The organism is Rhodococcoides fascians A25f (assembly GCF_000760935.2).
Taxonomy (GTDB): Bacteria; Actinomycetota; Actinomycetes; order Mycobacteriales; family Mycobacteriaceae; genus Rhodococcoides.
On the sequence record NZ_CP049744.1, the window covers coordinates 3,808,912 to 3,834,227 of the forward strand.

At 63.4% G+C, this 25,316-nt stretch carries 37 protein-coding genes; 15 read left to right on the forward strand and 22 right to left on the reverse strand.

The annotated features are described in order from the left end of the window. Positions 1-232: 232 nt before the first annotated feature. The 6 genes from rplO to rpsH are packed head-to-tail and all read right to left on the reverse strand — an operon-like array spanning position 233 to position 2,937. Positions 233-676, reverse strand: a complete 444-nt coding sequence (gene rplO, locus BH93_RS17950; protein WP_027496326.1) for a 50S ribosomal protein L15 — start codon at positions 674-676, stop codon at positions 233-235. 2 nt (positions 677-678) lie between these two features. Then, complete coding sequence (rpmD, locus tag BH93_RS17955; RefSeq protein ID WP_008718256.1) at positions 679-858, reverse strand: 50S ribosomal protein L30; 180 nt, start codon at positions 856-858, stop codon at positions 679-681. Continuing rightward, the gene (rpsE, locus tag BH93_RS17960) at positions 858-1,532 is read right to left on the reverse strand and encodes a 30S ribosomal protein S5 (RefSeq protein WP_032365630.1); all 675 of its coding nucleotides are present in this window, start codon (positions 1,530-1,532) and stop codon (positions 858-860) included. Before rpsE ends, rpmD begins: the two co-directional genes overlap by 1 nt. Positions 1,533-1,566: 34 nt before the next feature. After that, complete coding sequence (rplR, locus tag BH93_RS17965) at positions 1,567-1,983, reverse strand: 50S ribosomal protein L18 (RefSeq protein WP_032365631.1); 417 nt, start codon at positions 1,981-1,983, stop codon at positions 1,567-1,569. 1 nt (position 1,984) lies between these two features. Beyond that, positions 1,985-2,524, reverse strand: coding sequence for a 50S ribosomal protein L6 (gene rplF, locus BH93_RS17970; RefSeq protein WP_032376650.1), 540 nt, complete (start codon positions 2,522-2,524; stop codon positions 1,985-1,987). A gap of 14 nt (positions 2,525-2,538) precedes the next feature. Further along, positions 2,539-2,937 (reverse strand): 30S ribosomal protein S8, encoded by a 399-nt coding sequence (gene rpsH / locus BH93_RS17975; RefSeq protein ID WP_008718266.1) that lies wholly within the window; start codon positions 2,935-2,937, stop codon positions 2,539-2,541. A gap of 506 nt (positions 2,938-3,443) precedes the next feature. On the opposite strand from rpsH, the gene BH93_RS17980 reads away from it, so the two are divergent. The 9 genes from BH93_RS17980 to BH93_RS18015 all read left to right on the forward strand — a co-directional run bounded on the left by BH93_RS17980 (position 3,444) and on the right by BH93_RS18015 (position 9,151). Then, positions 3,444-3,749, forward strand: a complete 306-nt coding sequence (locus BH93_RS17980) for a WXG100 family type VII secretion target (protein WP_165712748.1) — start codon at positions 3,444-3,446, stop codon at positions 3,747-3,749. Continuing rightward, positions 3,749-4,036 (forward strand): WXG100 family type VII secretion target, encoded by a 288-nt coding sequence (locus tag BH93_RS17985; RefSeq protein ID WP_037176582.1) that lies wholly within the window; start codon positions 3,749-3,751, stop codon positions 4,034-4,036. Before BH93_RS17980 ends, BH93_RS17985 begins: the two co-directional genes overlap by 1 nt. Then, positions 4,036-5,238: a colicin E3/pyocin S6 family cytotoxin gene (locus BH93_RS17990; RefSeq protein ID WP_197914425.1), complete on the forward strand. Its 1,203-nt coding sequence runs from the start codon at positions 4,036-4,038 to the stop codon at positions 5,236-5,238. Before BH93_RS17985 ends, BH93_RS17990 begins: the two co-directional genes overlap by 1 nt. Before the next feature lie 106 nt (positions 5,239-5,344). Beyond that, complete coding sequence (locus tag BH93_RS17995) at positions 5,345-5,596, forward strand: DUF7683 domain-containing protein (protein WP_155291082.1); 252 nt, start codon at positions 5,345-5,347, stop codon at positions 5,594-5,596. A gap of 100 nt (positions 5,597-5,696) precedes the next feature. Next, complete coding sequence (locus tag BH93_RS28375; protein WP_037176579.1) at positions 5,697-5,927, forward strand: DUF7683 domain-containing protein; 231 nt, start codon at positions 5,697-5,699, stop codon at positions 5,925-5,927. Positions 5,928-6,103: 176 nt separating this feature from the next. Further along, the gene (locus BH93_RS18000) at positions 6,104-6,307 is read left to right on the forward strand and encodes a hypothetical protein (protein WP_037176577.1); all 204 of its coding nucleotides are present in this window, start codon (positions 6,104-6,106) and stop codon (positions 6,305-6,307) included. 270 nt (positions 6,308-6,577) lie between these two features. After that, complete coding sequence (locus BH93_RS18005) at positions 6,578-6,817, forward strand: DUF7683 domain-containing protein (RefSeq protein ID WP_037176575.1); 240 nt, start codon at positions 6,578-6,580, stop codon at positions 6,815-6,817. Between the two features lie 266 nt (positions 6,818-7,083). Then, positions 7,084-8,451: a glutamine synthetase family protein gene (locus BH93_RS18010; protein WP_052065662.1), complete on the forward strand. Its 1,368-nt coding sequence runs from the start codon at positions 7,084-7,086 to the stop codon at positions 8,449-8,451. 1 nt (position 8,452) lies between these two features. Further along, positions 8,453-9,151, forward strand: a complete 699-nt coding sequence (locus BH93_RS18015; protein ID WP_037176573.1) for a DUF6885 family protein — start codon at positions 8,453-8,455, stop codon at positions 9,149-9,151. A gap of 91 nt (positions 9,152-9,242) precedes the next feature. On the opposite strand, the gene BH93_RS18020 is transcribed toward BH93_RS18015, so the two are convergent. The 4 genes from BH93_RS18020 to rplN are packed head-to-tail and all read right to left on the reverse strand — an operon-like array spanning position 9,243 to position 10,693. Continuing rightward, complete coding sequence (locus tag BH93_RS18020) at positions 9,243-9,428, reverse strand: type Z 30S ribosomal protein S14 (protein WP_008718273.1); 186 nt, start codon at positions 9,426-9,428, stop codon at positions 9,243-9,245. Between the two features lie 4 nt (positions 9,429-9,432). After that, positions 9,433-10,005 (reverse strand): 50S ribosomal protein L5, encoded by a 573-nt coding sequence (rplE, locus tag BH93_RS18025; protein WP_008718275.1) that lies wholly within the window; start codon positions 10,003-10,005, stop codon positions 9,433-9,435. A gap of 1 nt (position 10,006) precedes the next feature. Beyond that, complete coding sequence (gene rplX / locus BH93_RS18030; protein WP_008718278.1) at positions 10,007-10,324, reverse strand: 50S ribosomal protein L24; 318 nt, start codon at positions 10,322-10,324, stop codon at positions 10,007-10,009. After that, positions 10,325-10,693: a 50S ribosomal protein L14 gene (gene rplN / locus BH93_RS18035; RefSeq protein WP_008718280.1), complete on the reverse strand. Its 369-nt coding sequence runs from the start codon at positions 10,691-10,693 to the stop codon at positions 10,325-10,327. Between the two features lie 238 nt (positions 10,694-10,931). Here rplN and BH93_RS18040 point away from each other — a divergent pair, with 238 nt between their 5' ends. From BH93_RS18040 to BH93_RS18055, 4 genes are read left to right on the forward strand one after another with little or no spacing between them, the layout of a single operon-like run. After that, on the forward strand, positions 10,932-11,969 hold the full coding sequence (locus BH93_RS18040; protein WP_037176571.1) for an endonuclease domain-containing protein: 1,038 nt from the start codon (positions 10,932-10,934) through the stop codon (positions 11,967-11,969). After that, complete coding sequence (locus BH93_RS18045) at positions 11,966-12,619, forward strand: hypothetical protein (protein WP_037176569.1); 654 nt, start codon at positions 11,966-11,968, stop codon at positions 12,617-12,619. Before BH93_RS18040 ends, BH93_RS18045 begins: the two co-directional genes overlap by 4 nt. Positions 12,620-12,636: 17 nt before the next feature. Continuing rightward, a complete protein-coding gene (locus BH93_RS18050; protein WP_037177070.1) occupies positions 12,637-15,759 on the forward strand; it encodes an ATP-binding protein in 3,123 nt (1,040 codons plus the stop codon). A 33-nt stretch (positions 15,760-15,792) separates the two neighbouring features. After that, positions 15,793-17,115: an AIM24 family protein gene (locus tag BH93_RS18055; RefSeq protein ID WP_080739210.1), complete on the forward strand. Its 1,323-nt coding sequence runs from the start codon at positions 15,793-15,795 to the stop codon at positions 17,113-17,115. 7 nt (positions 17,116-17,122) lie between these two features. Here BH93_RS18055 and BH93_RS18060 read toward each other — a convergent pair whose 3' ends face one another. From BH93_RS18060 to rpsJ, 12 genes are all read right to left on the reverse strand, one after another. Beyond that, positions 17,123-18,010, reverse strand: a complete 888-nt coding sequence (locus BH93_RS18060; protein ID WP_037176566.1) for a glycosyltransferase — start codon at positions 18,008-18,010, stop codon at positions 17,123-17,125. An 84-nt stretch (positions 18,011-18,094) separates the two neighbouring features. After that, the gene (gene rpsQ, locus BH93_RS18065) at positions 18,095-18,373 is read right to left on the reverse strand and encodes a 30S ribosomal protein S17 (RefSeq protein ID WP_032376635.1); all 279 of its coding nucleotides are present in this window, start codon (positions 18,371-18,373) and stop codon (positions 18,095-18,097) included. After that, on the reverse strand, positions 18,370-18,615 hold the full coding sequence (gene rpmC, locus BH93_RS18070; RefSeq protein ID WP_032376634.1) for a 50S ribosomal protein L29: 246 nt from the start codon (positions 18,613-18,615) through the stop codon (positions 18,370-18,372). The genes rpsQ and rpmC overlap by 4 nt, the downstream gene beginning before the upstream one ends. After that, the gene (rplP, locus tag BH93_RS18075) at positions 18,615-19,031 is read right to left on the reverse strand and encodes a 50S ribosomal protein L16 (protein ID WP_027496313.1); all 417 of its coding nucleotides are present in this window, start codon (positions 19,029-19,031) and stop codon (positions 18,615-18,617) included. Before rplP ends, rpmC begins: the two co-directional genes overlap by 1 nt. Positions 19,032-19,034: 3 nt before the next feature. Continuing rightward, the gene (rpsC, locus tag BH93_RS18080; RefSeq protein ID WP_027496312.1) at positions 19,035-19,844 is read right to left on the reverse strand and encodes a 30S ribosomal protein S3; all 810 of its coding nucleotides are present in this window, start codon (positions 19,842-19,844) and stop codon (positions 19,035-19,037) included. After that, on the reverse strand, positions 19,844-20,266 hold the full coding sequence (rplV, locus tag BH93_RS18085) for a 50S ribosomal protein L22 (RefSeq protein ID WP_027496311.1): 423 nt from the start codon (positions 20,264-20,266) through the stop codon (positions 19,844-19,846). Before rplV ends, rpsC begins: the two co-directional genes overlap by 1 nt. After that, positions 20,263-20,544 (reverse strand): 30S ribosomal protein S19, encoded by a 282-nt coding sequence (gene rpsS, locus BH93_RS18090; protein WP_008718309.1) that lies wholly within the window; start codon positions 20,542-20,544, stop codon positions 20,263-20,265. Before rpsS ends, rplV begins: the two co-directional genes overlap by 4 nt. 13 nt (positions 20,545-20,557) lie before the next feature. Further along, the gene (gene rplB / locus BH93_RS18095) at positions 20,558-21,394 is read right to left on the reverse strand and encodes a 50S ribosomal protein L2 (RefSeq protein ID WP_008718311.1); all 837 of its coding nucleotides are present in this window, start codon (positions 21,392-21,394) and stop codon (positions 20,558-20,560) included. 39 nt (positions 21,395-21,433) lie between these two features. Beyond that, positions 21,434-21,739 (reverse strand): 50S ribosomal protein L23, encoded by a 306-nt coding sequence (rplW, locus tag BH93_RS18100; RefSeq protein ID WP_008718314.1) that lies wholly within the window; start codon positions 21,737-21,739, stop codon positions 21,434-21,436. Next, positions 21,736-22,413 (reverse strand): 50S ribosomal protein L4, encoded by a 678-nt coding sequence (rplD, locus tag BH93_RS18105; protein WP_032376633.1) that lies wholly within the window; start codon positions 22,411-22,413, stop codon positions 21,736-21,738. Before rplD ends, rplW begins: the two co-directional genes overlap by 4 nt. Then, positions 22,410-23,075: a 50S ribosomal protein L3 gene (gene rplC / locus BH93_RS18110; RefSeq protein ID WP_027496309.1), complete on the reverse strand. Its 666-nt coding sequence runs from the start codon at positions 23,073-23,075 to the stop codon at positions 22,410-22,412. The genes rplD and rplC overlap by 4 nt, the downstream gene beginning before the upstream one ends. Before the next feature lie 14 nt (positions 23,076-23,089). Continuing rightward, entirely contained in the window at positions 23,090-23,395 is a 306-nt protein-coding gene (gene rpsJ / locus BH93_RS18115) for a 30S ribosomal protein S10 (RefSeq protein WP_003938093.1), read from the reverse strand. 490 nt (positions 23,396-23,885) lie between these two features. Between rpsJ and BH93_RS18120 the strand changes: the two genes are divergently transcribed. Both BH93_RS18120 and BH93_RS18125 read left to right on the forward strand, forming a co-directional pair. Further along, complete coding sequence (locus tag BH93_RS18120) at positions 23,886-24,380, forward strand: hotdog fold domain-containing protein (protein ID WP_037176563.1); 495 nt, start codon at positions 23,886-23,888, stop codon at positions 24,378-24,380. Positions 24,381-24,392: 12 nt separating this feature from the next. Further along, positions 24,393-25,298 (forward strand): prephenate dehydrogenase dimerization domain-containing protein, encoded by a 906-nt coding sequence (locus BH93_RS18125; protein ID WP_037176561.1) that lies wholly within the window; start codon positions 24,393-24,395, stop codon positions 25,296-25,298. The last annotated feature ends 18 nt before the right edge of the window (positions 25,299-25,316 follow it).

A 25,316-nucleotide genomic window follows, 5' to 3' on the forward strand; every position in this document is an offset into this window, starting at 1 on the left:
ACTGCGGACGACGTACATCGACCGCATCGATACGAACTTCTCTGAACTCTAGAACTCTAACAGTGCGCATCGAACGTCCCGACGGTCAGTGTTGGACCCTGGCCGATCGGTCGACACACACGACATTGCGTGTAGGCGACGATGGCCGCAGCTCAGCTGCGAGAGCTGTGGCTGCGGCCATCGTCACGAACTGCTGCTCGAAGCGCTGCTAATCAGCACTTCGAAGCAATGCTCATACCTCGGTTGCAGAACCGCCGGCAGCGGCGATCTTTTCCTTGGCGGAGCCCGTGAACTTGTTGGCCGAGATATCGACCTTCACGGTGAGGTTTCCGTCTCCGAGAACCTTGACGAGCTCGTTCTTGCGAACGGCTCCCTTGGCGATCAGCTCGGGGATACCGATCTGACCACCCTCGGGGAACAGGCGCTCGATGTCGCGCAGGTTCACGACCTGGAACACGACACGGTTGCGGTTGGTGAAGCCCTTGAGCTTCGGGAGCCGCATGTGGAGGGGCATCTGGCCACCCTCGAAGCGTGCCGGCACGTTCTTACGTGCGCCGGTTCCCTTGGTACCGCGACCTGCGGTCTTGCCGCGCTTGCCACCTTCACCACGGCCGACGCGAATCTTCGTCGACTTGGATCCGGCTGCGGGGCGCAGGTGGTGCAGTTTGATGGTCATGGTTAGACCTCCTCAACAGTTACGAGGTGGCGCACCGTGTTGACCAGTCCGCGGTTCTGCGGGTTGTCCTCGCGGACGACCGTCTGGCGGATGCCCTTGAGCCCGAGAGTACGCAGGCTGTCACGCTGGTTCGCCTTCTGGCCGATGGTGCTCTTGATCTGAGTGACCTTCAGCTGAGCCATTACTTCACCGCTCCTGCCTGTGCGCGAGCGCGCAGCATTCCGGCGGGTGCAACCTCTTCGAGGGTCAGGCCGCGGCGAGCCGCAACTTCCTCTGGACGCTGCAGACCCTTGAGGGCCGCGACGGTCGCGTGCACGACGTTGATGGCGTTGTCGCTACCGAGCGACTTCGACAGCACATCGTGGACACCGGCGCACTCCAGCACTGCGCGCACAGCGCCACCGGCGATGACGCCGGTACCGGCGCTGGCCGGACGCAACATGACGACGCCGGCAGCGGCTTCGCCCTGGATGGGGTGCGTGATGGTGCCGGCGATCATCGGGACGCGGAAGAAGCTCTTGCGAGCCTCCTCGACACCCTTCTGGATGGCCGCGGGAACTTCCTTGGCCTTGCCGTAGCCGACGCCGACCAGTCCGTTGCCGTCACCGACGATGACGAGGGCGGTGAAGCTGAAGCGTCGACCACCCTTGACCACCTTGGAGACGCGGTTGATCGTGACGACCTTCTCGATGAAGTTCGACTTGTCCGCAGCGTTTCCGCCACGGCCGTTGTCACGACGGTCACGACCGCCACCACCGCGGTTGTCGCCGCGCTGGTTGTTGTCGCCACCTGCGTTGGGGCCACTGTTCTGTCCGGCGGGGCCGCTTCCGCCGTCACGCCGTTGACGTCCCGGCATCAGGCTGTCCTTCCGTTGTCAGTCATTGTCATCATCAGAACGTCAACCCGCCTTCGCGGGCAGCGTCTGCGAGTGCCGCGATGCGGCCGCTGTAGTTGTTGCCGCCGCGGTCGAACACGACTGCCTCGACGCCGGCTGCCTTCGCACGGCTGGCGATGAGCTCGCCGACCTTCGCGCTGACGGCCTTCTTGTCGCCCTCGAGTGCGCGCACATCGGCTTCGATGCTCGACGCGCTGGCCAGCGTGTGGCCCGCGAGGTCGTCGATCAACTGCACGTGGATGTGACGCGAGGACCGGTTGACGACCAAGCGCGGACGCTCGGGCGTTCCGGAGATCTTCTTGCGAAGGCGGAAGTGACGACGTGCCTTCGACAGGCGACGCTTCGTCGAGACGTCGGTGCCGCGCGGTGTGCGCTTGACGACGTTCGCCTTGTCTGCTGTTTGCTGGCTCATATCACTTACCCGTCTTTCCGACCTTGCGGCGGATCACTTCACCCTCGTAGCGGATGCCCTTGCCCTTGTACGGGTCCGGACGCCGCAGACGACGAATGTTGGCAGAGATCTGACCGACCTTCTGCTTGTCGATGCCGACAACGGTGAATCGCGTGGGCGACTCGACCGTGAACGTGATGCCCTCGGGTGCTTCGATCAGCACGGGATGGCTGTAACCGAGTGCGAACTCGAGGTCCTTGCCCTTGAGTACGACGCGGTAACCGACGCCGTGAATCTCCATCTTGGTGGTGTAACCGTTGGTGACACCGGTGATGAGGTTCGCAACGAGTGTGCGCGAGAGGCCATGCAGCGAGCGGCTCTTACGCTCGTCGTCCGGCCGGGTGACGGCGATGGTGCCGTCGTCGGCGCGGGCGATCTTGATGGGCTCGGCGACTGTCAGGCTCAGGGCACCCTTGGGGCCCTTGACCGCAACGTCCTGGCCGTCGATGGTGATATCGACGCCAGCGGGGACTGGGACCGGCAATTTTCCAATACGTGACATGGTGGTGGCCTCCCCTACCAGACGTAGGCGAGGACTTCTCCGCCCACACCCTGCTTGGCAGCCTGACGCTCCGTGAGCAGACCGGTGGACGTGGAGATGATCGCCACGCCCAGGCCGCCGAGAACCTTGGGCAGATTGGTGGATTTTGCGTACACCCGGAGACCGGGCTTGGAGACGCGTCGCACGCCGGCGAGGCTGCGCTCACGGCTCGGGCCGTACTTCAGATCGACGATGAGGGTCTTGCCCACCTCGGCGTCTTCCGTGCGGTAATCGGAGATGTAGCCCTCGCGCTTGAGGATCTCGGCGATGTTCGCCTTGAGCTTCGAGTGGGGAAGCTTCACCTCGTCGTGGTACGCCGAGTTGGCGTTGCGCAGACGAGTCAAGAAGTCTGCAATTGGATCGGTCATCGTCATGGTGTGACCTGTGCACCTTTCTCGCAGCGGTTCCCATGCAGCACGCGCGGGCTGGTGCCTGTGGGTTTCGGAAAACCGACGGGCCTGGCTCGTCACATCGTGGGCCTACAGCGAAGTGAACATGTCCTGACCGACTGTTGCCGGTCAGGGGTTGCGCTCCAAGCAATGCATCGCTGCACTGCCAGGTGTTACGAGCTTCCGCATGTTCAATGCTGACGTACGGAGAACTCGAGGTTGCGTTCTGTATTGCAAGGACTCGCGTGCAGGCACGACGAAGCCCGGGCAACCGCTCTAGTGTAGGGAACCGGGTGCCATTCTCAAAATCGATCGTGGTAGTGCTCGAGGGGCACCCTGCCGGTGCGAGGCGGCAGACACGACCGCGTTCGTCGGTTCGGTGCAGTAGCCTTCCGGCATCATTCCATCGCTCCGGGGGGTTCGATGCATTCGAATGGTCTTTTCGAAACGGTCGGCGTCCGGCCGTGGCCGGGTTCGTCCCGGAAGACGCTGTGAGAGCCGATCCGGACCGCATCCGTCGAGCCGCAGCCCGAATGTCCGGTCTCGCCGATGCGCTCTGGGACGACATCGACCTCATCCGCCGAGACGCCGAAGAGTTGATGGAGTCCTCCTGGACGGGCATCGCGGCCGATTCCCATGCCGTTCTGTGGGCGGAGTGGGTCGATTCGGCCCGGAAGATGTGTGGCGCGCTGACCGAGGACGCTGCGCTGCTCGATCGCGTTGCAATCGACTACGCCGCAGCGGACAAGAAGATCGACGCGCACGTGATGGATTCCGGCCTGCGGTTGGACCGTTGATGGCACGCTACGTCGCCGACGTCGAGCGGATTCTCGCTCTTGTCGATCGCGCGCATGTAGTGGGAGCCACGATCGAATCCGCTATCGCCGGTGTCGAGCGCGAGGTCAACGATCTCGGCATCGAATGGGAGGGCGAAGCGGCCGAGGCGCACCGCTCGAAGCACGAGCTACTCCGGCAGGAACTGAACGATATGCGAACCGCGCTCGCCCAACTCGGCTCGCTGGCACGAGGCGCCCATGATCGCTACCGCGCAGCCGTGGACCACAACAAGCGAATGTGGCCCTGATGGCCCCGATCAGCGTCGACCCGGACATCCTTGCCGATGCGGCTTCCCAGTACGGCAGCGCCAAGACCATATCCAGCGGCGCGATAGCGGCACTCGCCGCGGAACTCGACCGCAACTGGGGCTGCGCAGGCACCGACAACGCCGGAAAGTCTTGGGCAGACAGTTACGATTCCGCGGCATTCGACGCAGTCACCGCGGGGACCGACATCACCAATGCGTTCGGCAAACTTCATGATCTGCTGGCGGCAACCGGCGTCAACCACGCCAACGCGGAGAATGCGAACACCGTTCCGCCGCCCCCACCGCTACCCGCTCCCCCACAACTTCCTCATACGGATACACCGCGCTTCGACGGTTCCTACGGCGGCGACACCGACGCTCCGATGGGGTGGGGCCTGATCACGCGATGGCTACAGGGCCACATGTGGCCCAACGGCGATCCGGACAAGCTCCGGGGTCTCGGAAGCGCGTGGCGCACCGCCGCCGAGGGGCTACGCCGAGCGAGCGACGCCACGAACTCCGCATGGACCGACATCGAGGACCTTTCCTCCGACGAAATGCCGCAGGTCCTCGCCCAGATGGACGGCGTCTACATCGCTGCGCAGAACACCGCCGACCAATTCGACACCCTTGCGAGCGCTTGCGGCGAATGGGCCACCACCATTCAGGAGGCTCACCAGAGCGTCATCGATATCGTGGGGACGGCCATCGTTGCCGGCATGATCGCCGGTGCAGTTGCCGGCTTCTTCACACTCGGCGTGGGAACGGTCGCGGTTACCGGCGCGACGGGCAGCGTCATCGCCGGAAGTGTCATCGCGGTCCTCACCGGAGTGGAAGCGGCGTCGGCAATTGCTGTCGGTGTCACCGTGGCAACCGGCGCGGCGGCCATTGGAATTGCACTGGACGTGCAACCGCTCCTACAAGCAAGTCCGACGACATTCAACGCGAATACTGGTGGAGGTAGTTGGCATTACAATCCTCCGCCAACAAGGGATCTTCCAGGGATACCTAACGCGAAATTAGCAAAAAGAATGAACCGGCGGACGCGTTGGGTCGACGAAAAAGGAAACATATACGAGTGGGATTATCAGCACGGCGCGGTCGAAAAGTACAGCAAGAGCGGTAAACATTTGGGGGAATACGACCCCAATACCGGCGTTCAGACGAAACCCCCAGATCCAACCAGAAGGCCAGGTCGATGACGAATCGGCTCCGACATCTGGATTGCTCGAACCTGACATGACGCTGGGTCACAACCGCTCCGAAATCAACCACAACAGTAAAATATACACTCGAAAGGAGAACGCCATGTGGTACCTGCAAGAATTCAATGATGAAACCGAATTGGCAACAGAGATATACCTCTTGCACGATATGACGGTCGAATTCGTCAAACACACGCTACAGATCGACGACAGCGACTTCGACCTACCCGTTGCAGTCGGCCAGAACGACGTACCGGCGGAGAAGGTGCCGGCCTTTGCTCAGTTCATACAAATCCCGTTCCAAGCCAAAGAAGGACACTCGTACGAAGTCTCGTTCCGCGCCGAACCGAAATGAGGCTTCACACTCCGCGTCCATGGCCGAGCGTTTGCGGTCGAGGGAAGACGAAGACCTACCAGATCGATCGCATCAGGAACCACGAGACGGCATGTGGTAATTGGAATCGTACAATGACCGAACCGATTCGATCGCGGACAGCTATCTTCTGCTCGCTATTACGGGAGACAAAATCAGAGAGATAATGGACGTCGACGAAAGTGAATATCCGTTAGAGATGGGACCGTACCCCGTCGCATTGGCCGACGTACCGAAGTTCGCGAAGTACATAGATGGCAATTTGAGAATCAGCTCCGATTATGAATACTTCATCGGCCTGTTCACCGACTGAGGAATGGGCAATGCGATACGTGGGAGGCGAACTGCTCGAGAGTGGAGCACACGTGATACCAGAATCTATCGACTGATCGAGCGATTACCGGTCACACGGCACGCGCTTGTTCTCACTAACTTCTGAAAACTAAGATGTGGCACCTAGAGAAATTCGATAAGACTACCCATCTCCTTATGAGCGAATATGTCCTTCACGACATGTCAGCCACGGTAATCGGGAGGATTCTCGGAGTAGCAGACGACGAGAACGAACTTCCCATTGGGATTCGTCAACACGACGTTCCGCTGTCCAAGGCGTCAGAGTTTGCAGCTTTCCTGAACGAAGCCTTCACTCTGGACGAGAAATGCGAGTACAAAGTTGGCTATTCTTCAGATTGACGATCACCAACAACACGTCCTGCAGCGTAGACCTCGGTATCGTCATCGCTCTGGTCGGATCTCAATCTCAGTGTCCGCACCTCAGCGATGAACGTCCACCGGACGATCGGCCACATCGGACAGGCAACAGAAGATATCTATTCGTATGCACTTACCGACATGGGGGTCCGAATGCACACGAGGAACGGGCACCGCCTCGACAAGTTCGACCCAGTCACCGGCGATATGACAAAAGCGCCGGTGCCCGGCCGAAAACCACGGAGATGACAAATGTGGTACCTGGACGCGTACGAGAAAAAATCCGAGCTTCTTACCAAGAGCTACCCGCTTCGGGGTGCTACCACCAGGATCATCAAAGAGTTGATCGAAGTAGACGAAGGATACGGACCAGTTGAAGCCGCAATGCATGAGGTCGCGCCCGCGGGCTTGGCAAAGTTCGCGCCATATATCGATGTCGAGTTCTTGATCGACTTCGACTGCACCTACTTCGTAGGCCTCTTCGCGGACTGATCCAAGGAGAACCCCCGCCACAACGCGGCCTGACGCGGCCCAAGAGGTTTGCGTACAGACCTTGTACGAAAATCACGTTCAAAACTCTGTACCGATGTCGCGCGCAATACTCCTCGCCGCGTTGACGCCGCTCTGGACTCGACCGCAGACACGGTCAAGCGAATTCAGCGGCTCAGTTCGGCGCGGTACACGGGTAGCCCCGCCGTTTCGCAACCCGCAGACCCAGTTGGACACCCGGACTCCCACTTCTTCGCTAACGTCGGACCATGACGGACTCGAAGGCAGTCGACATCGACCACCTCACCCACACTCTGCGTGACCGCAACATCGCGGGGGTGACCATCGGCTGGGTCGACAACAATGGCATCGTCCGATCACGCACCGTGCCCACCGCAGGATTGACGGCAGTCGCACGGCGTGGAGTAGGAGTTACCGCGGTGTTCGCGGTGTTCGATTCCCACGACGGGATCACGTTCGCCCACGAGGGACTGTCGACGCCGTCCGGCGATGTGCGGTTGATTCCGGTGATCGACAACGCGTCGAGCGTGGTCGCCCTGTCCGGACAGCCAGGGCTTGTCTGGGTACACGGCAGGCAGCTGTCGGCGGACGGCTCTCCCTGGCCCTACGATCAACGTGCTGTTCTCGAGCGGCAGGTTCAGAGGGCGTCCGATGCGGGTTTCGAGGTGCGGGCCGGATTCGAGATCGAGTTCGCCCTGACTCGCGAATCGGACGGGCTCTCGGCTCATCGCGGACCTGCCTACTCGGCGAACGCACTCCGCGACGTCGACGAATTCGTAGTCCTGCTGCTCGAGGCGCTGACTGCGAACGGCCTCGACATCGGTCAGATTCATGCCGAGTACGGCGGCTCCCAGCTGGAGATCGCATTGAGTCCACTCGATCCACTTGCTGCAGCCGATGCGCAAGTTCTCGCGCGGCAGACCATCCACTCAGCGGCGAAAGCTCACGGCCTGCGGGCAAGCTTCGCTCCCCTGCCCTCATCGAGCAGTGCAGGTAACGGGTGGCACCTGCACACGTCACTGGTTCGTGATGGTCACAACGCATTGACCGGGGACGGAGAGTACGGACTGTCCGACACCGGGCGGGCGTACGTCGCGGGCCTCGTTCGAGAACTTTCGGGACTCACTGCCATCACGGCACCGAGTTCGGGTTCGCTGCTGCGTCGTCGACCGGGCTACTGGGCAGGTGCCTTCGGGTTCTGGGGCGTCGAAAACCGTGAGGCTGCAGTGCGACTCGTACCGGCCACACCCCTTCTCGGCCCCGAACACACGAACGTCGAGTTGAAGGCATGCGACGCGTCCGCCAATCCGTATCTGGCACTGGCCGTCACGATCGCGGCCGGCCTGTCGGGAGTCGCGGATTCGGCGCAGTTGCCGTCACCGGTCCAGGAGGACGTGGGAGGTTGGGACGACGCGCGTCGCGAGACCGCGGGGATCTCCCCACTCGCGACCACCCACGCGCAGCAGCGCGACAACCTACTGTCGTCAGCACTGGTCCGAGACGTGTTGGGCGAGGAACTTCTGGGCGCATTCGTTGCCTGCCGGGACGCCGACGCCACGTGGGCGGAGAGCCATACCGAGGACGAACTGCTCGAATCGTTGCGCTGGATCTACTGAGATGCTGCGCCGGTTCCCCGAGGCAAGCACCATTGTCTCGGGGCTCGATCATGTTCTGCCGCAACCGGATCAACTCTGCGGACCGTTCTCGGCATCGGTTGCGCTGACGGCCGTCATGGGCGACGACGCACCGGGCGTGACGGCACTTGCGGTCGCATCAGGGTCCGCGATCTGGCCGGTCGAGGTCGAGTCGACCGGTCCTCCCGGAACCCCTCGAATCACCGACGGGTGGGACGCACTGCCGAGGGCCACATCGATCGACGCAGCCGGGACCACAGCGGCAGGTCTCGCAGAGGGCATCGAGACGGCAACCGACCACCGCGTTGCCGTCGTTCCGATCATGGGGCCCGGTACCGAGCGGCTACGCCTGCTACTCGTCGGCCTTGCCGACGTGCACTTCCGATTCGGCCTGGTGGCGAATGTTCACACCGCGGAACTGACCGAATTCGATTGGAATGTAGGACATTTCGTGACCGTCTGGGGATTCGATCCAGTCGAGGACGTGGTTGCGATCGCCGACACCTATCGGGAACTCGGAGTCCCGGATATGCCACCTGGATGTAGAACCGTCTCCACCGACGCGTTCGCGTCGGCGATGTCCGAGCGTGGCCTGTTGCTGATCGTCGACAGCCAGGATCATCATGCGGCGGTGGATCTGGTCCGCTCTCTCGAGCTACGACACGACGTGTGGTCGGTGTGAAGATCGGCACCTGGGAAACACGAAATGGGCGTGGGTTCCTGTCGGAACCCACGCCCATCAGCGTGGTGTGGTGAAGGCCGGAGGCCTCAGATCACCAGGAGCTCTTGCGAACTCCGGGAAGCTCTCCGGCGTGTGCCATTTCGCGCACGCAGATACGGCAGAGGCCGAACTTGCGGAACACGGAATGGGGACGGCCGCAGCGGTTGCAGCGAGTGTATGCACGCACCGCGAACTTCGGCTTCTTGTTGGCCTTGTTGACCAATGCCTTCTTCGCCATGGACTCAGTTCTCCTTGAACGGGAAGCCGAGGTGCTTGAGCAGCGCGCGGCCTTCTTCGTTGTTGGTTGCGGTGGTTACTACGGTGATGTCCATGCCGCGCGGACGATCGATCTTGTCCACGTCGATCTCGTGGAACATCGACTGCTCGTTGAGGCCGAACGTGTAGTTTCCGTTGCCGTCGAACTGCGTGCCCGAGAGGCCGCGGAAGTCCCTGATTCGGGGAAGGGCAATGGAGACCAGACGGTCGAGGAACTCCCACATGCGGTCGCCACGGAGGGTGACGCGTGCGCCGATGGGCATTCCTTCGCGCAGCTTGAACTGTGCGATGGACTTGCGAGCCTTGCGGATCTCCGGCTTCTGGCCGGTGATGGCAGCGAGGTCGGCAACTGCACCGTTGATCAGCTTGGCGTCACGGGCGGCGTCGCCGACACCCATGTTGACGACGACCTTGACGATGCCGGGGATCTGCATGACGTTCTCGTATGCAAATTCGGTGTTCAGGGCGTCTTTGATCTCGGCGCGGTAGCGCGCCTTGAGTCGAGGCTGTTCGCCCGCGATGTTTTCGGTGGTAGTCATCTCAGATGTCCTTCCCGTTCTTGCGGGAAACACGAACGCGCTTGCCGGATTCCTCATCGGTCCGGTAGCCCACGCGGGTGGGGTTTCCGTCCGAGTCGACCACTGCGACGTTCGATACGTGGATCGGGGCTTCCTGAGTGACGATGCCACCCGAGGATGCGCCGCGCTGGTTGGCGGAGACCGCGGTGTGCTTCTTGATGCGGTTCACGCCCTCGACCAGAACCTTGGAGTCAGCGGGGTAGGCCTGAATGACCTTGCCCTTGGCACCCTTGTCCTTGCCTGCGATCACGAGAACGGTGTCGCCCTTGTGCACCTTCATTTACAGCACCTCCGGGGCGAGCGAGACGATCTTCATGAACTTCTTCTCACGCAGCTCGCGGCCGACCGGGCCGAAGATACGGGTTCCACGGGGATCGTTGTCCGGCTTGATCAGCACAGCAGCGTTCTCGTCGAAGCGGATGTACGAGCCATCCGGACGACGGCGCTCCTTGACGGTGCGGACGATGACGGCCTTGACGACCTCACCCTTCTTGATGTTTCCACCGGGGATGGCGTCTTTCACCGTAGCTACGATGATGTCGCCGATTCCGGCGTAGCGACGTGACGAGCCACCGAGAACGCGGATGCAAAGGATTTCCTTTGCGCCCGTGTTATCAGCGACGCGTACTCGCGACTCCTGCTGAATCACTCACTTCTCCTTGACCTGGATGTACGTACGTGCCGGATTTCCGTCCCGACACGCGCGGTCGGCTGCCGGGTACGGGCGCACGAAGGCACACCGCTGCCACAGGCAACCGGTCAAGTGTAGGGGAACGGCCCCCGTGGATCCAAATCGTGATCGCCCGCCCTCGAGCCGTTGCCAACGGACCCAGGACTCTCGGTACGGTTTCGGAGATGGAACATCTTCGGATCGTCGAGGCAGGGCGATGACGTCGAACGACGTTACCGCGGGCTGGTGGTCCGGCTTACCCGTGGATCGAGTCGTTCGAGTACACGGTGCGACCGAACGAGAACTCGCCGATTCGGTGAACCCGCTGCCCACCTCTGCACCCGCAATCGTCTTCTTCGCGCTCGAGCCTACGACTGCGAAACGGACTGTCGACCTCGTGGATGCCGTGGTCGACGAACTGGAGAATGCGGCGGCGAACTCGGCCGAGCTCTGGCTTCCGGAATTCGACCACCAGGCAGGCACGTCCACGCTGGATCGGCGCGCTGCGCGCACGACCGCTGTGCGGCTGGCCGCCGACACCGAGCACTTCGGCCCCTACGTCGGAGCTCTCGCCGACGCGGCCGTCGCCGGGCGGTCGCCGCGTCGAGCAGCGTTCACCGTGGAAACCAGGGCTGCGGGTTCGGCGCGGATACTCGCAGTTGCTCAACGCCGCCGTTCCGCCGCGCTCGTGCTGGTCGTACCCACGGGCATCGATGCCGGTGTCGCCGCAACTGCGGCGGAATGGCTGTGCACGCATGCCGGGATGGCGGTGTGGGTCATCGGAGACGGGGCGTCGGGCATGGATCGGTTCCCGTCGGTGTCGGTTCGTGCACCCGCAGTGCCCGCCGGTGTCAGCACCGTCCTCGATCGCTTTCGCCCACTGAGCTATCCACCGATCGCCGGACATCCGCACCCGGCCAGTGATCCGGAGAAGCGCTTGTATCGAGCGCTGGACGTGCACGAGTGGGCCACCGGACGGGAGCACAATCGCTCGATCCGGCTCGACGAGCTCAGCCGACCGTTCACAGTCGACGTACTGTGGCGCACCGAGAGAGTCGTCGTGGAAATCGACGGCAACGAACACCGTGCACCCGAGCGTTTCGCCGAGGACCGCGTGCGCGACAACCAACTGCAGACACACGGTTACATGGTGTTGCGGTTCACCAACGCTCAGGTGATGGACGACCCGCACCGCGCTGTCGCTACCATCCGCGAGGCAGTATCGAGAAGACGATCGAAGGGGGATCCTCGATGAGTACCGAAGACCTGAACGGGACCGAGGCAGCAGTGCTACTGGTCCTGATGGCCGAAGCGAGTCCGGTCAAGAATTCCGAACTCAGAACGATGGGCCCCGAATTGGCCAAGCCTTCTCGCGACAAGCTGAAGAACGCAGGTCTGATCGAGGTGAACTCCTCGGTACGCCCGATGACTCTCGAACTGACCGACAAGGGGTGGCGTACCTGCGGTGAACTCATCGGCGGTGAACCCCCGGCTCGATCGACCGGAGCCGGTAAGGCGATGTTCACCGTGTTGGCCGGGTTGCGTCGATGGCTCGATCGCACCGACAGCCGTCCGGCGGATGTGTTCTCGCCCCGCGAGGACGAACCCGCACCCGCCGACAGGTCCGAGAAGTCCGACGAGACCGTCGACATCGAAGCCTCGATTCGCACGGCTTACGCGCGGCTCGCACGTGAACCCGGCAGCACGGTTCGACTCTCGCGACTGCGAAACGAGTTGCACGACATACCGAGAAGCGACCTCGACGACGCTCTCGCACGCCTGCGACGAGCGTCGGACGTTTCGTTGATCCCCGAAGAGAATCAGAAGACACTGACGGACGAGGAACGTGCTGCCGCCGTCGTCGTCGGTAATCAGCAGAACCACCTTCTCTCGATCGAAGCATGATGGGCGTTGAGTCGACGATGACGGACAACGAGCAGATCCGAGCCCTCGAATCGGTGCGGCTGAGCTGGGCACCGACACCCGACGACGTCTGGCGTTCGCAATCGAACGTGCATGTGCCGGGGATGCACGAGCGGGTCTTCCTCGAGGTGATGAATGCGTACGACGACGCCGATGTGTCCGATGACGCCAGCCCTCTCGGTGTCGTCGTGCGAGGGCCTGCCGGCTCGGGCAAGACGCACCTACTGGGCCAGGTGCGCGAGGAAGTACAGCTCAAGGGGGGTTACTTCTTTCTGATCCGGCTCCTCGACGCCGCCGGATTCTGGCGCTCGACCCTGATGGGAATGCTCGACGATCTGATGCGCCCGTCCGGTCGCGGATCCGACAGTCAGCTCGGTTTGCTGCTTCGACGCCTGTGCGAGATCGGCGACGCGTCCGAGGATCAGCGCGCAAAGATCATGGGCGAGAACATGATCGATGCCGAGACGCTCGACGCCTTCGTCACCGCGGTGTACAAGGTGCATCCCCGCCATCGCCGGACGTCGCAGCACACACTGCGCGCGCTGGTGCTGTCCATTGCCCCGGACTCTGCGGTTCAGGACCTGGGCGATGCATACCTGCAGTCGATCGACGACGTCGATCCCGAGGAGTTCTCGGGGTGGGGAATTCGCCGCGCCGAGCTCGGCCATCAGGGCATCGCCGAGAACATTTCGCGACTGCTCGCGATCACCGGCCCGACGATTCTCGCGATCGACCAGATCGACACTCTCGTCGCCCAGTCGCGCACCGGATCCGATCAGGAGTTCGCCGACGCGCAGGAGGACAAGGTCGTCGAACAGCTGGCGCACGGGCTGATGTCTCTACGCGAGACACTCCCCCGCACCGCCTCGGTGCTGTCGGCTCTGTCGAGTGCGTGGGAACTGATCGCTGCCCGTGGAGTCGCTCCCATGCGAGACCGTTTCCGAGTCACTCAGTCGCTCAAGCCGATTCCGTCGTCGGACATCGGTCGGCTACTGCTCGGACGACGCCTGGCAGCGTGCTTCCTCGAAGCGGGCTTCACTCCGCCGCACCCGACGTGGCCGGTGGCACCCGACGCGTTCGAGCAAGCCCCGGACTTCACTCCGCGCCAGCTGCTCATTGCCGTCGATCGCCACATCAGGCACTGCCTCGACACCGGCATCGCATCGGAGCTGACGAGCTTCACCGACCGGTCCGGCCCGGCAGATGCGCCGGAACTCCCCACCGCGCGGGTCAACGAACTCGACATGCTCGACGATCGCTACAAGCAACTTCGCGAACAGGTGGACGTCTCCGTTCCGCTGCGTCCCGACAGCGAGGACTCGATCGTTCCCGCACTGCTGTCCGCGGGTCTGACCGCGTGGATCCACGAACACCAGTCGTCCGATGACAGCCTCGCCCAGGACCCGCCCCCGAGCGGCAAGCCTGCCCTGCACGCCCGGCTACGCCACACCGTCGACACCGATACCGACGACGAGGAGCACTGGTGCTTCCGTGCGGTGACGTCCGGCAACGCTCGGGCCGCGCTGGCCCGAGTGGAGCGCGCAGTGACCACAGCGGGCCTGCGCGTCGACATGCCCAAACGGCGACTGATTCTGATCAGGAACGACCCGTGGCCCAACGGAGCGAAAACCGAGCAGACGATTGCAGCCCTGCGTCGCGCCGGAGGCGTCGTGGCGCCCTTGAGCGACCAGGACCGTCGGGCTTTGGCAGCGCTGTCGATCCTGCTGAGCGAGAACTCCCCCGCGCTCACCTCCTGGCTGCTCGCGCGCAAGCCGGCACACGACGTCGAACTGTTCGGCGCGGTGTTGCCTGCCGTGAGCGTCGTCGACGACGACACGGCCCTGATCGAACCGGAGACCCCGATCACCGCGGCCGCACCGGCCGCATCGCGTCGGCCGTCCATCGTGGTGGGTGCCGAATTGAGCACAGGTGCCGATGTCGCGGTTCCCCTCGAAGCGCTGCGCAAGCACACGGCGATCTTTGCCGGCTCCGGCTCGGGCAAGACGGTGCTGATCCGACGTTTGGTGGAAGAGTCTGCGCTGCAGGGTGTTTCGGCGATCGTACTCGACGTCAACAACGACCTGGCTCGGCTCGGCACTGCATGGCCGGAGGACGAGCGAACCTGGCCGCCGGGTGACGAAGCCAAAGCAACGGCGTATCTGCGCGACACCGATGTCGTGGTCTGGACGCCGCGCAAGTCCGCCGGTCGGCCGCTGAGCTTTCAGCCCCTTCCCGATTTCGTCAGCGTCCTCGGTGACGCCGACGAGTTCGAGGCCTCCGTCGAGTCTGCACTGGCCTCGCTCGAACCGGCTGCGGGCGTTCTCGGTACCTCACAGAAGGCCAAACACGGTCGGGCCGTGCTGAAGTCGGCCCTCGATCTGTTCGGTCGACGCCCGCACGGTGGCAATCTCACCGACTTCATCGACTTGCTCGAGGAATTCCCCGAGGACGCCAGCGAGATGCGCGACGCCGTCCGCATCGCTGCCGGTCTGGCCGAGAATCTCAAAGCCGCCGCCGCGAACGATCCGATGTTCGCCGGAGCAGGTACGCCGGTCGATCCGGCTGTTCTGCTGACGCCGGTCGAGGGCAAGAAGGCCAGGGTGTCGGTGATCAACCTCGCCGGCCTGACCACCGACGAGCAGAAGCAGAGCTTCGTCAACCAGCTGCAGATGGGCTTGTTCGCCTGGATAAAGAAGAATCCTGCGGGCGACCGGCCGCTGGGCGGACTGTTCGTCATGGACGAGGCGCAGAACTTCGCGCCGTCGGACAGGACGACCGCCGCGACACACAGCACCCTCGCTCTGGCGTCGCAGGCACGTAAGTACGGGCTCGGTCTGGTGTTCGCCACCCAAGCTCCGAAGGGCCTGCACAACCGCATTGCCGGCAACGCGTCGACTCAGTTCTACGGCCTGTTGAACAGCCCGTCGCAGGTCGATGCGGCCAAGGAGATGGCGCGAGTCAAGGGCGGCTCGGTTCCCGACGTCGGGCGTCTGCCCGCCGGTCAGTTCTACGCCGCCGTGGAAGGCGCGGAGTTCCGGCGCACGGCCACTCCACTGTGCTTGTCTTACCACCCCAAGAGTCCACCGACCGAGGAAGAAGTCATCGAACTCGCGCGTTCCTGACGGCGGGCGACCAACACTGGCACACTGGATTCGATGAAAAACCTCGCTCGCGGGGAGAACTGCCCCGCTCCGACCGGACCCCTGACGGTGACACTGGCCGCTTCGACCTCAGTCGACGTGTCCGCGCTGCTGTTGGGGCGGGACGGACGTGTGCGTTCGGACGCGGATCTGGTGTTCTACAACCAGCCCGCGGGTGCAGGCGTGGACTACCAACGCGCGCCGTCCGGCCATCTCGTCCGGGTGGATCCGTCTGCGATTCCGCCCGACATCGAGACCATTGCGATCGCAGCCTCGTTGGACGGAAGTGGTCCAGCAACATTTGCCGCCGCGGGCCCTACGTCGGTGACGGTCTCCGATGCGTCGGGGACGGCTCAGGTCGGGTTCGCTGCCGATGCTCTCGGGGACGAAAGCGCGCTGGTGTGCCTGGAGCTCTACCGGCGCGGTGAGCAGTGGAAGATCCGCGCTGTCGGCCAGGGATACGCGGACGGGTTGGCCGGTCTCGCCACCGCTTTCGGTATCAGTATCGACGACGACGAGCAGCCGCCCGAGGTACCGACTGCAACCCCCTCACACAAGATCGAACCACCCGTTGATTCACCTGTCCACCAAGGAGTTCTGGCCATGAGAAGCGAACTGTTCGCGCCTGCCCACGCCGAGGTTCCCGGGTCGGGCATTCAGAAGCAGGGCAGCAAGATGTGCCGCGTCGGCATGAGCGGCGAGCTGATGGCCCGCGCGGGCTCGATGGTGGCGTACCAGGGAAACCTGCAGTTCGAGGCCAAGGGCTCAGGGGGTATCGGCCGGGCGTTGAAGCAGGCGCTGTCCGGCGAGGGCGTGCCACTGATGAAGGTCACCGGTCACGGTGACCTCTTCCTCGCCAATGCCGCACAGGACGTCCATCTGATCGACTTGGACGGCTCGGATGGACTGACCATCAACGGTGCCAACGTGCTGGCCTTCGAGTCCTCGCTGAGTTACGACGTCAAGCGAGTCCAGGGCGCGGCGGCAGGTGGAAACGCGGGCTTCTTCAATTGTGTGTTCACCGGGCGCGGGCGAATCGCCATCACGACCGACGGTGTGCCGGTGGTGTTGAACGTCGATCAGCCGACGTTCGCAGACCCGCAAGCTGCGGTCGCGTGGTCGTCGTCCCTGCAGACACGGGTGAAGAAGAACGATTCGTTCGGACTCGGGACCCTGATCGGCCGTTCGACCGGTGAGCGATTCACCCTGGAGTTCGCGGGTCAGGGATTCGTCGTCGTACAGCCGTCGGAACAACCGCCCGGCGGATTGATCGGTGGTGCCGGCAGCGGGGAGCAAGCCGGCGTCGGTGGGGCGCTCGGCGGCCTGCTGGGCAGGTGACCCCCGGTCACAGGAACAGCGTGCGGTACCGGATCGATCCCTGGACATGACCGACGACCACAGCCACTGCTCCGATCCAGCGTTCTCGGGGCACCCGCGACACCCTCTGCGGCACCAGCGGATTGGTCACCAACAGTCGCAGCACATGCTTCGAGAAAACCCTGACCGACAGACCGGCGAACCCGTAGTCGCGATACGCGACATACAGCTGAACGTCGCCGACGGCGTATCGCCGCACCTGTGACCAGAACTCGCGCATCGTCGGTCTGAGGCGGTAGTCGACGGTCGCAGCTCCTGCATGAGCCATGCGGAACCCGGCCAGTTGTACACGCCAGGAGAAGTCGAGGTCCTCGCCCGCCTCGGTCAAGGTCTCGTCGAAACCGTGCACGGCATGAAAGACATCGGCCCATACCGCGAAGTTGCAGCCTGGGACGTACGGGAGAAAGTCGGTGTCGAGACCCGCGGTCGAGGGGGTCATCGGACGGCGACGGTACACCGTAGGAGAATTCACCCTCGACGTGTCCACCGAGCCACTCACCAGATCCGCCGTCGATGCGGCAGCCACCAGTTCGCTCAACCACTGGGGCCGGACGACGTCATCGCCGTCGCAGAACGCCAGCAACTCGGTTCGAGCTGCCGATGCCCCGACGTTACGTGCGTGCGATGTGCCTGCAGAACCGGAAGCATCGACGTACCGAACGCATATTCCGTAGTCGTCAGGGCGCGTGCCGAGAAACTCCCGCAGCCCATCGGTCGACCCGTTGTCGCTGATGATCACCTCGAAATCGGGGCCGTGATCCTGTACCGCCAAGGCGTCCAGTTGGGCTCCCAGGGTCGCGACCGCATTGCGGACGGGGATGACCACAGTCACGCCCTTGCGTCGGTTCTCGTCCATCGAATGCTCTTCCTACCTCGGGTGAGAACACAAAAGAGCCCATCCCCGGTTGATCCGGGAATGGGCTCTTCCAGCACTCGGTGCTTACTTGGCCTTTTCGAGAACCTCGACCAGTCGCCAGTGCTTCGTGGCGGACAACGGACGGGTCTCCATGAGCTGAACGCGATCGCCTACGCCGGCGTCGCCCTTCTCGTCATGTGCCTTGACCTTGGTGGTACGACGGATGATCTTGCTGTAGAGGGGGTGCTTGACCCTGTCCTCGAGCTCGACCACGATCGTCTTTTCCATCTTGTCGGATACGACGTAGCCGATCCGGACCTTACGGTTGTTGCGCTCTTCAGTCACAGTGTTTTCCTCGCTCATGCTGCGTCACCTGCTGTGTCCTCGGAAGGACCAGAGGCCAAGCCGAGCTCACGTTCGCGGAGCACCGTGTAGATACGCGCGATCTCGTGGCGCACCACGCGCAGTCGACGGTTGTTGTCCAACTGGCCGGTAGCCATCTGGAAACGAAGGTTGAACAGCTCTTCCTTCGACTCACGCAGCTTGGTGACCAGCTCTTCACCGGTGAGCTCGCGGAGCTCTGCGGCTGGGGTTCCGGTAGCCATCAGAACTGCTCCTCCCTGGTGATGATGCGTGCCTTGATGGGCAGCTTGTGGATGGCGCGAGTCAGTGCCTCACGCGCGATGGTCTCGTCGGGGTACGACAGCTCGAAGAGCACCCGGCCCGGCTTGACGTTCGCGATCCACCACTCGGGCGAACCCTTACCGGAACCCATGCGGGTCTCGGCAGGCTTCTTGGTGAGCGGACGGTCCGGGAAGATGTTGATCCAGACCTTGCCGCCACGCTTGATGTGGCGAGTGATCGCGATACGAGCGGACTCGATCTGACGGTTGGTGATGTAGGCGGGCTCGAGAGCCTGGATGCCGTAGTCACCGAATGTCACCTGAGTTCCGCCCTTGGCGGCACCCGAACGCTTCGGGTGGTGCTGCTTGCGGTGCTTGACCCGGCGGGGGATCAACATGCGTCAGCCCTCCTGAGTGGGCTCGGTCGAGGCCGGAGCCTCGGTTGCGGATGCCGCGCGGCCGGCCTCGGTGCTGGTCGCCGTGGTGCCCGAGGCACCGCTGCGACGCGGACGAGTGGGACGCTCACGACGGGGACGGTCTGCACCGGCGGCCGGAGCCGCAGCGGCAGCGAGTTCACGCCGTCCGCCGACGATGTCGCCCTTGTAGATCCAGACCTTCACGCCGATGCGGCCGAAGGTGGTCTTGGCCTCGTACAGCCCGTAGTCGATGTCGGCACGGAGCGTGTGCAGGGGAACGCGTCCCTCGCGGTAGAACTCCGAGCGAGACATTTCTGCGCCACCGAGACGGCCGGAGCACTGAACACGAATGCCCTTGACGTTCGGCTGACGCATGGCCGACTGGATGGCCTTCCGCATTGCGCGACGGAATGCGACGCGGTTGCTGAGCTGCTCGGCAACACCCTGGGCCACGAGCTGAGCCTCGGACTCGGCGTTCTTGACCTCGAGGATGTTGAGCTGAACCTGCTTGCCGGTCAGCTTCTCGAGAGCTCCGCGGATGCGGTCGGCCTCGGCACCACGACGGCCGATGACGATGCCGGGACGTGCCGTGTGGATGTCCACGCGAACACGGTCACGGGTGCGCTCGATCTCGACCTTGGCGATACCCGCGCGCTCCATGCCGGTGGCAAGAAGCTTGCGGATCTCGACGTCTTCCTTGACGTACTCCGAGTACTGCTTGTCTGCGTACCAGCGCGACTTCCAGTCAGTGGTGATACCCAAGCGGAAGCCGTGCGGGTTGATTTTCTGACCCACTACTGAGCCCCTTCCTTGGACGCCTGGCCCTTACGACGGTTGCGAGACGTTCCACCGGTCTTGGGCAGGCTTTCGACGATCACCGTGATATGGCTGGTGCGCTTGCGGATCCGGAATGCCCGGCCCTGAGCGCGCGGCTGGAATCGCTTGAGGGTGGTGCCCTCGTCGACGAATGCAGTGGCGACGATCAGCGTGCTGGGATCGAGATCCAGGTTGTTCTCGGCGTTGGCGGCTGCGGACGCGATCACCTTGGCGACCGGCTCGCTCGCTGCCTGCGGCGCAAACTTGAGGATGTTGAGCGCGTCCTCGACGGAGCGCCCACGAACCAGATCCACGACGCGACGTGCCTTCATCGGCGTGACGCGAACGTGCTTCGCTACGGCCTTGGCAGTCGGATTGGCGGTGGGGGTGAAGTTGGTCATCGCCTCTTCGCCTTCCGGTCGTCCTTGATGTGACCCTTGAACGTGCGGGTCGGTGCGAACTCCCCGAGCTTGTGGCCGACCATGGAGTCGGACACGAACACCGGTACGTGCTTGCGACCGTCGTGGACGGCGAAAGTGTGACCGATGAAGTCGGGCAGGATTGTCGATCGACGGGACCAGGTCTTGATGACCTGCTTGGTTCCCTTGTCGTTCTGGACGTCAACCTTCGCGAGGAGGTGATCGTCTACGAACGGGCCTTTCTTCAGGCTGCGTGGCATTCTGAACTCCCTCCTAGCGCTTGTTCTTGCCGGTACGACGACGACGGACAATCAGCTTGTCGCTCGCCTTGTTCTTACGGGTACGGCCTTCCGGCTGTCCCCACGGGCTGACCGGGTGGCGTCCACCGGAGGTCTTGCCCTCGCCGCCACCGTGCGGGTGGTCGACCGGGTTCATCACGACACCACGAACGGTCGGGCGCTTGCCCTTCCAGCGCATGCGGCCGGCCTTGCCCCAGTTGATGTTCGACTGCTCGGCGTTGCCGACCTCGCCGACGGTTGCGCGGCAGCGCACGTCGACGCGACGGATCTCACCGGACGGCATACGCAGCGTGGCGTAGGGGCCTTCCTTGCCGAGCAGCTGAATGCTCGCTCCAGCGGAGCGGGCCATCTTTGCGCCACCACCCGGACGGAGTTCGACCGCGTGGATGGTCGTACCCGTCGGGATGTTGCGTAGGGGCAGGTTGTTGCCGGGCTTGATGTCGGCATTGGCACCCTGCTCGATCGGCGATCCCTGGGCGATGCCCTTGGGTGCGACGATGTAGCGCTTCTCGCCGTCTGCGAAGTGCAGCAGTGCGATGTTCGCGGTGCGGTTGGGGTCGTACTCGATGTGAGCGACCTTGGCCGGCACGCCGTCCTTGTCGTTGCGACGGAAATCGATGAGACGGTACGCACGCTTGTGACCGCCACCCTTGTGCCGGGTGGTGATGCGACCGTGTGCGTTACGTCCACCGCGACCGTGCAGCGGGCGGATCAGCGACTTCTCGGGGGTCGAACGCGTGATCTCAGCGAAATCGGACACGCTGGAGCCACGACGGCCCGGGGTTGTCGGCTTGTATTTACGGATTGCCATGAGTCTTCTCGTCCTCTATATCCGAAGAGTCCCAGTCGCTTACGCGACCGGACCTCCGAAGATCTCGATGGGCTTGCTGTCGGCGGAGAGCGTTACGAGCGCGCGCTTGGTGTCCTTGCGCTTGCCGTAACCGAACCGGGTCCGCTTACGCTTGCCCTGACGGTTCATCGTGTTGACGCTGGTCACGGTGACGTCGAAGATTTTCTCGACGGCAATCTTGATCTGCGTCTTGTTCGAGTCCGGGTGCACCAGGAACGTGTACGTGCCGTCTTCGATCAGTCCGTAGGACTTCTCGGAGATGACCGGTGCCAGCAAGATGTCGCGGGGATCGGCGATCGTGGTCACTTGCTTGCCTCCTCGTTCTTTGCAGGCCCAGCGATGAAGGTGTTCAGCGCTTCCACGCTGAAAACGACGTCATCGGCGTTGAGCACGTCGTACGTGTTGAGCTGGTCGGGTGCGATGGGGTGCACGCCGTCCAGGTTCTGGACGCTCTTCCAGGCCGCGGTGTCTTCGCGTCCGACGACGAGCAGGACCTTCTTGCGGTCCGAGAGCTCGGCGAGGAACGTCTTCGCACCCTTGGTGGATGGAATCTGTCCGGCAACCAGTTCGGTGATCACGTGGATCCGCTCACTGCGAGCCCGATCGGAGAGGGCACCGCGCAATGCGGCTGCCTTCATCTTCTTGGGAGTCCGCTGGCTGTAGTCGCGCGGCTGCGGTCCGTGGACCGTGCCACCGCCGACGAACTGAGGAGCGCGGGTCGAGCCCTGACGGGCGCGGCCGGTTCCCTTCTGGCGGTACGGCTTCTTGCCACCGCCGCGAACCTCGCCACGAGTCTTCGTGGAGTGCGTTCCCTGGCGTGCCGCTGCGAGCTGCGCAATGACGACCTGGTGGAGGAGCGCGATGTTCGCGGGTGCGTCGAAGATCGCCGACGGCAGATCGACGGTTCCGTTGGTCTTGCCACCGACCTCTTTGACGTCCAGCGTCAAGTTGGTTTCGGTCTTCTTGTCGAGGCTGGTCATGCCCGTGCACCACCCTTCAATGCAGACTTGACGATCACGACGTTGCCGCGACGGCCCGGGATCGCTCCCTTGATCAGCAGCAGACCGTTTTCGCTGTCCACCTTGTGGACCGAGAGGTTCTGCGTGGTTACGCGATCGCCACCCATACGTCCGGACATGCGCATTCCCTTGAACACGCGACCCGGAGTTGCGCAGCCACCGATGGATCCGGGGCGACGGTGCACAGCCTGTGCACCGTGGCTCGCGCCCTGACCCTTGAAGCCGTGACGCTTCATGGTTCCGGCGAAGCCCTTGCCCTTGCTGGTGCCGGTGACGTCGACGTATGCGCCGTCCTCGAACACTGCAGCGGTGAGCTCCTGGCCGACCTCGAACTGCGAGGCGTCGGCAACGCGGATCTCCACGATGTGGCGACGCGGCGTGACACCTGCCTTCTCGAACTGGCCGGTGGTGGGCTTGTTCACCTTGCGCGGATCGATCGCACCGAATGCGACCTGGACGGCGCTGTAGCCGTCACGTTCCTGGGTGCGGATCTGGGTGACCACGTTGGGGCCTGCCTTGATCACGGTCACCGGAACGACGCGGTTGTTCTCGTCGAAGACCTGGGTCATTCCGAGCTTGGTGCCCAGAATTCCTGTCGCAGGCCGGTTCTTGTTATCAGTCATCGTTGTCTCCGCGCTCACTGGATGTTGACGTCGACACTGGCCGGGAGGTCGATGCGCATGAGCGCGTCCACCGTCTTCGGTGTCGGGTCGAGGATGTCAATGAGCCGCTTGTGAGTACGCATCTCGAAGTGTTCGCGCGAGTCCTTGTACTTGTGCGGCGAACGGATGACGCAGTACACGTTCTTTTCTGTCGGCAACGGCACCGGTCCGACGACGCGGGCACCCGTACGGGTGACCGTTTCGACGATCTTGCGCGCTGACGCGTCGATCGCCTCATGGTCGTAGGCCTTGAGCCTGATGCGGATCTTTTGTCCCGCCACGCTTAGTGTCCTTTTCTTGCCGCTTGGTCGTAGAACGGGCCGTTCGGCCTGCTCCACCTCGTCTGCACAGTCCCCGAGCCGGTGGAACCCACCGACCCGAACTGCCTTCGTGCACACACGACAGTGAAAAACGTTGACGACCCAGGCGTGGCCTGCATCCGTTGCCGCTCTTCATCTGTCATGGTTCTCCGGTCCACGCGGTCGGGCGTGTCGCGATTGCGCTCATTCGTCTGCGCTGAAACTTTCGCTTCAACCATCCGTACCGAACGAAACCCGCACCGATCGAGCTGGTGTTCCGGACGCGCTCACGTGGAGCGCTGGTCTCATGTCTTGCTCAGCCGGCTCTGCAGCCGACTCACCTGGTTCAGGCCGCACGCAAGAGCGTCCCGTGTCCAGGCAACCCGACCAGTATGCCGCAGTCCGGGCGACAGATCAACTCGGGGTCCGTCGATCGTCGTCGCGCTACCTTACCGAGCAGTAAGGTAGCGCCATGACCTCAGTCCAGAGCACCACGGGCGCAACCTATCGCGCCTGGTCGAAGCTTCCCCACAACACTATCGGGTCCGCCGTGTTCTCCGTCGGCATGTGTCTCCGGGTCCCCTACTTCGCTTCCGTGCTGCCGCGAGTGGTGGCCCTCGAACCGGGTCGCTGCGAGGTGACGGCTCCGAAATGGTTCGGAATTCGGAACCACCTGGGCACCTTCCACGCCATCGCCGCATGCAACCTCGCCGAAGTTGCGATGGGCATGCTCGCCGAGGCGACGGTGCCGACCTCGCACCGTTGGATCCCCAAATCGATGAACGTCCGATACCTGACGAAGGCAACCACCTCACTCCGTGCCGTCGCGCAACTCGATCCGATTCCCGACTTCTCCGCGGTGACCGACGGACTCGAAGTCGTCGTGCCCGTGTCGATCAGAGACACCGCAGGCGTCGAGGTGGTGCACGCAGACATCACGATCTGGGTGTCCGCCGCGGCCCGTTGACATACTCGAACGATGAACACGGTTCGGCAGTGGAAGTCCGATGACTCGGTGGTCGTGGTCGGCGGGTCAGGGGCTGTCGGCCGCCTGATCGTCGACCTGATGCGCGGCGATGGCGTACCCGTGACGGTCGTCGACGTGCACGAGAGCTCCGACGCCGCCTCGCCGGTCACGGTCGGAAACATCACCGCGCCCGACGCCCGGCTCACTTCGGTACTGACAGGTGCTGCGACGGTGATTCTGGCGGTGCCCGAATCCGTGGCGTTGGCAGCAGACCTCTCGGCCGTGCAGTCCGAAGCACTGGTGGTGGAGACCTTGTCGGTGAAATCCGGATTCGCGCGCCACGTGGATGCCACCGACCGCCTCGGTCCCACCGTCGGAATCAATCCGATGTTCGCCCCGTCGCTGGGAATGGCCGGCCGCCCGGTGGCCGCCGTCGTGCACCGCGAAGGCCCATCCGCGGACGCCTTTCTCGACACGGTCGCACGGTGGGGTGGACGAGTCGTTCTGCTCGACGCCGCGCGCCACGATCGCCTCGCCGCCGCGACGCAGGCTCTGACGCACGCCAGTGTGCTGGCGTTCGGGTTGGCACTGGCCGAACTCGACCTGCCGTTCGGGGACATCGCTGCCGTTGCACCTCCCCCACACGCAACGATGCTGGCGGTGCTCGCTCGCATCACGGGCGGCGAACCCGAGGTCTATTGGGACGTACAAGCAGGCAATCCGCATGCCGCCGAGGCCAGAGCGGCACTGCGGCGCGCCACGCAAACACTGAACGAGGCGGTCGATTCCGGTTCCGAGGCCCAGTTCGCGCGACTGTTGGCCGAGGCAGAGTCCGCGCTGGGCGGAAGCGGCGATCGCTATCGAGCCGTGTGTGCGGAGATGTTCGGTATCGTTCGAGGTAGCAGTGGGAACCGATGACCGCTGGTAACAGCGCGG

Coding starts and splice junctions, on each gene's coding strand:
- BH93_RS18045 (WP_037176569.1), top strand. CDS start 11,966: ATGAGTACCGAAGACCTGAACGGGACCGAGGCAGCAGTGCTACTGGTC.
- rplV (WP_027496311.1), bottom strand. CDS start 20,266: ATGACCAACTTCACCCCCACCGCCAATCCGACTGCCAAGGCCGTAGCG.
- rplP (WP_027496313.1), bottom strand. CDS start 19,031: ATGTTGATCCCCCGCCGGGTCAAGCACCGCAAGCAGCACCACCCGAAG.
- BH93_RS18120 (WP_037176563.1), top strand. CDS start 23,886: ATGACCTCAGTCCAGAGCACCACGGGCGCAACCTATCGCGCCTGGTCG.
- BH93_RS17990 (WP_197914425.1), top strand. CDS start 4,036: ATGGCCCCGATCAGCGTCGACCCGGACATCCTTGCCGATGCGGCTTCC.
- BH93_RS18050 (WP_037177070.1), top strand. CDS start 12,637: ATGACGGACAACGAGCAGATCCGAGCCCTCGAATCGGTGCGGCTGAGC.
- rplC (WP_027496309.1), bottom strand. CDS start 23,075: ATGACTGATAACAAGAACCGGCCTGCGACAGGAATTCTGGGCACCAAG.
- BH93_RS18060 (WP_037176566.1), bottom strand. CDS start 18,010: ATGGACGAGAACCGACGCAAGGGCGTGACTGTGGTCATCCCCGTCCGC.
- BH93_RS18125 (WP_037176561.1), top strand. CDS start 24,393: ATGAACACGGTTCGGCAGTGGAAGTCCGATGACTCGGTGGTCGTGGTC.
- BH93_RS18015 (WP_037176573.1), top strand. CDS start 8,453: ATGCTGCGCCGGTTCCCCGAGGCAAGCACCATTGTCTCGGGGCTCGAT.
- rpsH (WP_008718266.1), bottom strand. CDS start 2,937: ATGACGATGACCGATCCAATTGCAGACTTCTTGACTCGTCTGCGCAAC.
- rpsS (WP_008718309.1), bottom strand. CDS start 20,544: ATGCCACGCAGCCTGAAGAAAGGCCCGTTCGTAGACGATCACCTCCTC.
- rplE (WP_008718275.1), bottom strand. CDS start 10,005: ATGACTACCACCGAAAACATCGCGGGCGAACAGCCTCGACTCAAGGCG.
- rpmD (WP_008718256.1), bottom strand. CDS start 858: ATGGCTCAGCTGAAGGTCACTCAGATCAAGAGCACCATCGGCCAGAAG.
- rplX (WP_008718278.1), bottom strand. CDS start 10,324: ATGAAGGTGCACAAGGGCGACACCGTTCTCGTGATCGCAGGCAAGGAC.
- BH93_RS18040 (WP_037176571.1), top strand. CDS start 10,932: ATGACGTCGAACGACGTTACCGCGGGCTGGTGGTCCGGCTTACCCGTG.
- rplR (WP_032365631.1), bottom strand. CDS start 1,983: ATGAGCCAGCAAACAGCAGACAAGGCGAACGTCGTCAAGCGCACACCG.
- BH93_RS18010 (WP_052065662.1), top strand. CDS start 7,084: ATGACGGACTCGAAGGCAGTCGACATCGACCACCTCACCCACACTCTG.
- rplB (WP_008718311.1), bottom strand. CDS start 21,394: ATGGCAATCCGTAAATACAAGCCGACAACCCCGGGCCGTCGTGGCTCC.
- rpsQ (WP_032376635.1), bottom strand. CDS start 18,373: ATGAGCGAGGAAAACACTGTGACTGAAGAGCGCAACAACCGTAAGGTC.
- rplD (WP_032376633.1), bottom strand. CDS start 22,413: ATGACCAGCCTCGACAAGAAGACCGAAACCAACTTGACGCTGGACGTC.
- rplO (WP_027496326.1), bottom strand. CDS start 676: ATGACCATCAAACTGCACCACCTGCGCCCCGCAGCCGGATCCAAGTCG.
- rpsE (WP_032365630.1), bottom strand. CDS start 1,532: ATGCCGGGACGTCAACGGCGTGACGGCGGAAGCGGCCCCGCCGGACAG.
- rplF (WP_032376650.1), bottom strand. CDS start 2,524: ATGTCACGTATTGGAAAATTGCCGGTCCCAGTCCCCGCTGGCGTCGAT.
- BH93_RS18000 (WP_037176577.1), top strand. CDS start 6,104: ATGAGCGAATATGTCCTTCACGACATGTCAGCCACGGTAATCGGGAGG.
- rpmC (WP_032376634.1), bottom strand. CDS start 18,615: ATGGCTACCGGAACCCCAGCCGCAGAGCTCCGCGAGCTCACCGGTGAA.
- BH93_RS18055 (WP_080739210.1), top strand. CDS start 15,793: ATGAAAAACCTCGCTCGCGGGGAGAACTGCCCCGCTCCGACCGGACCC.
- BH93_RS17985 (WP_037176582.1), top strand. CDS start 3,749: ATGGCACGCTACGTCGCCGACGTCGAGCGGATTCTCGCTCTTGTCGAT.
- BH93_RS17995 (WP_155291082.1), top strand. CDS start 5,345: ATGTGGTACCTGCAAGAATTCAATGATGAAACCGAATTGGCAACAGAG.
- BH93_RS18005 (WP_037176575.1), top strand. CDS start 6,578: ATGTGGTACCTGGACGCGTACGAGAAAAAATCCGAGCTTCTTACCAAG.
- BH93_RS18020 (WP_008718273.1), bottom strand. CDS start 9,428: ATGGCGAAGAAGGCATTGGTCAACAAGGCCAACAAGAAGCCGAAGTTC.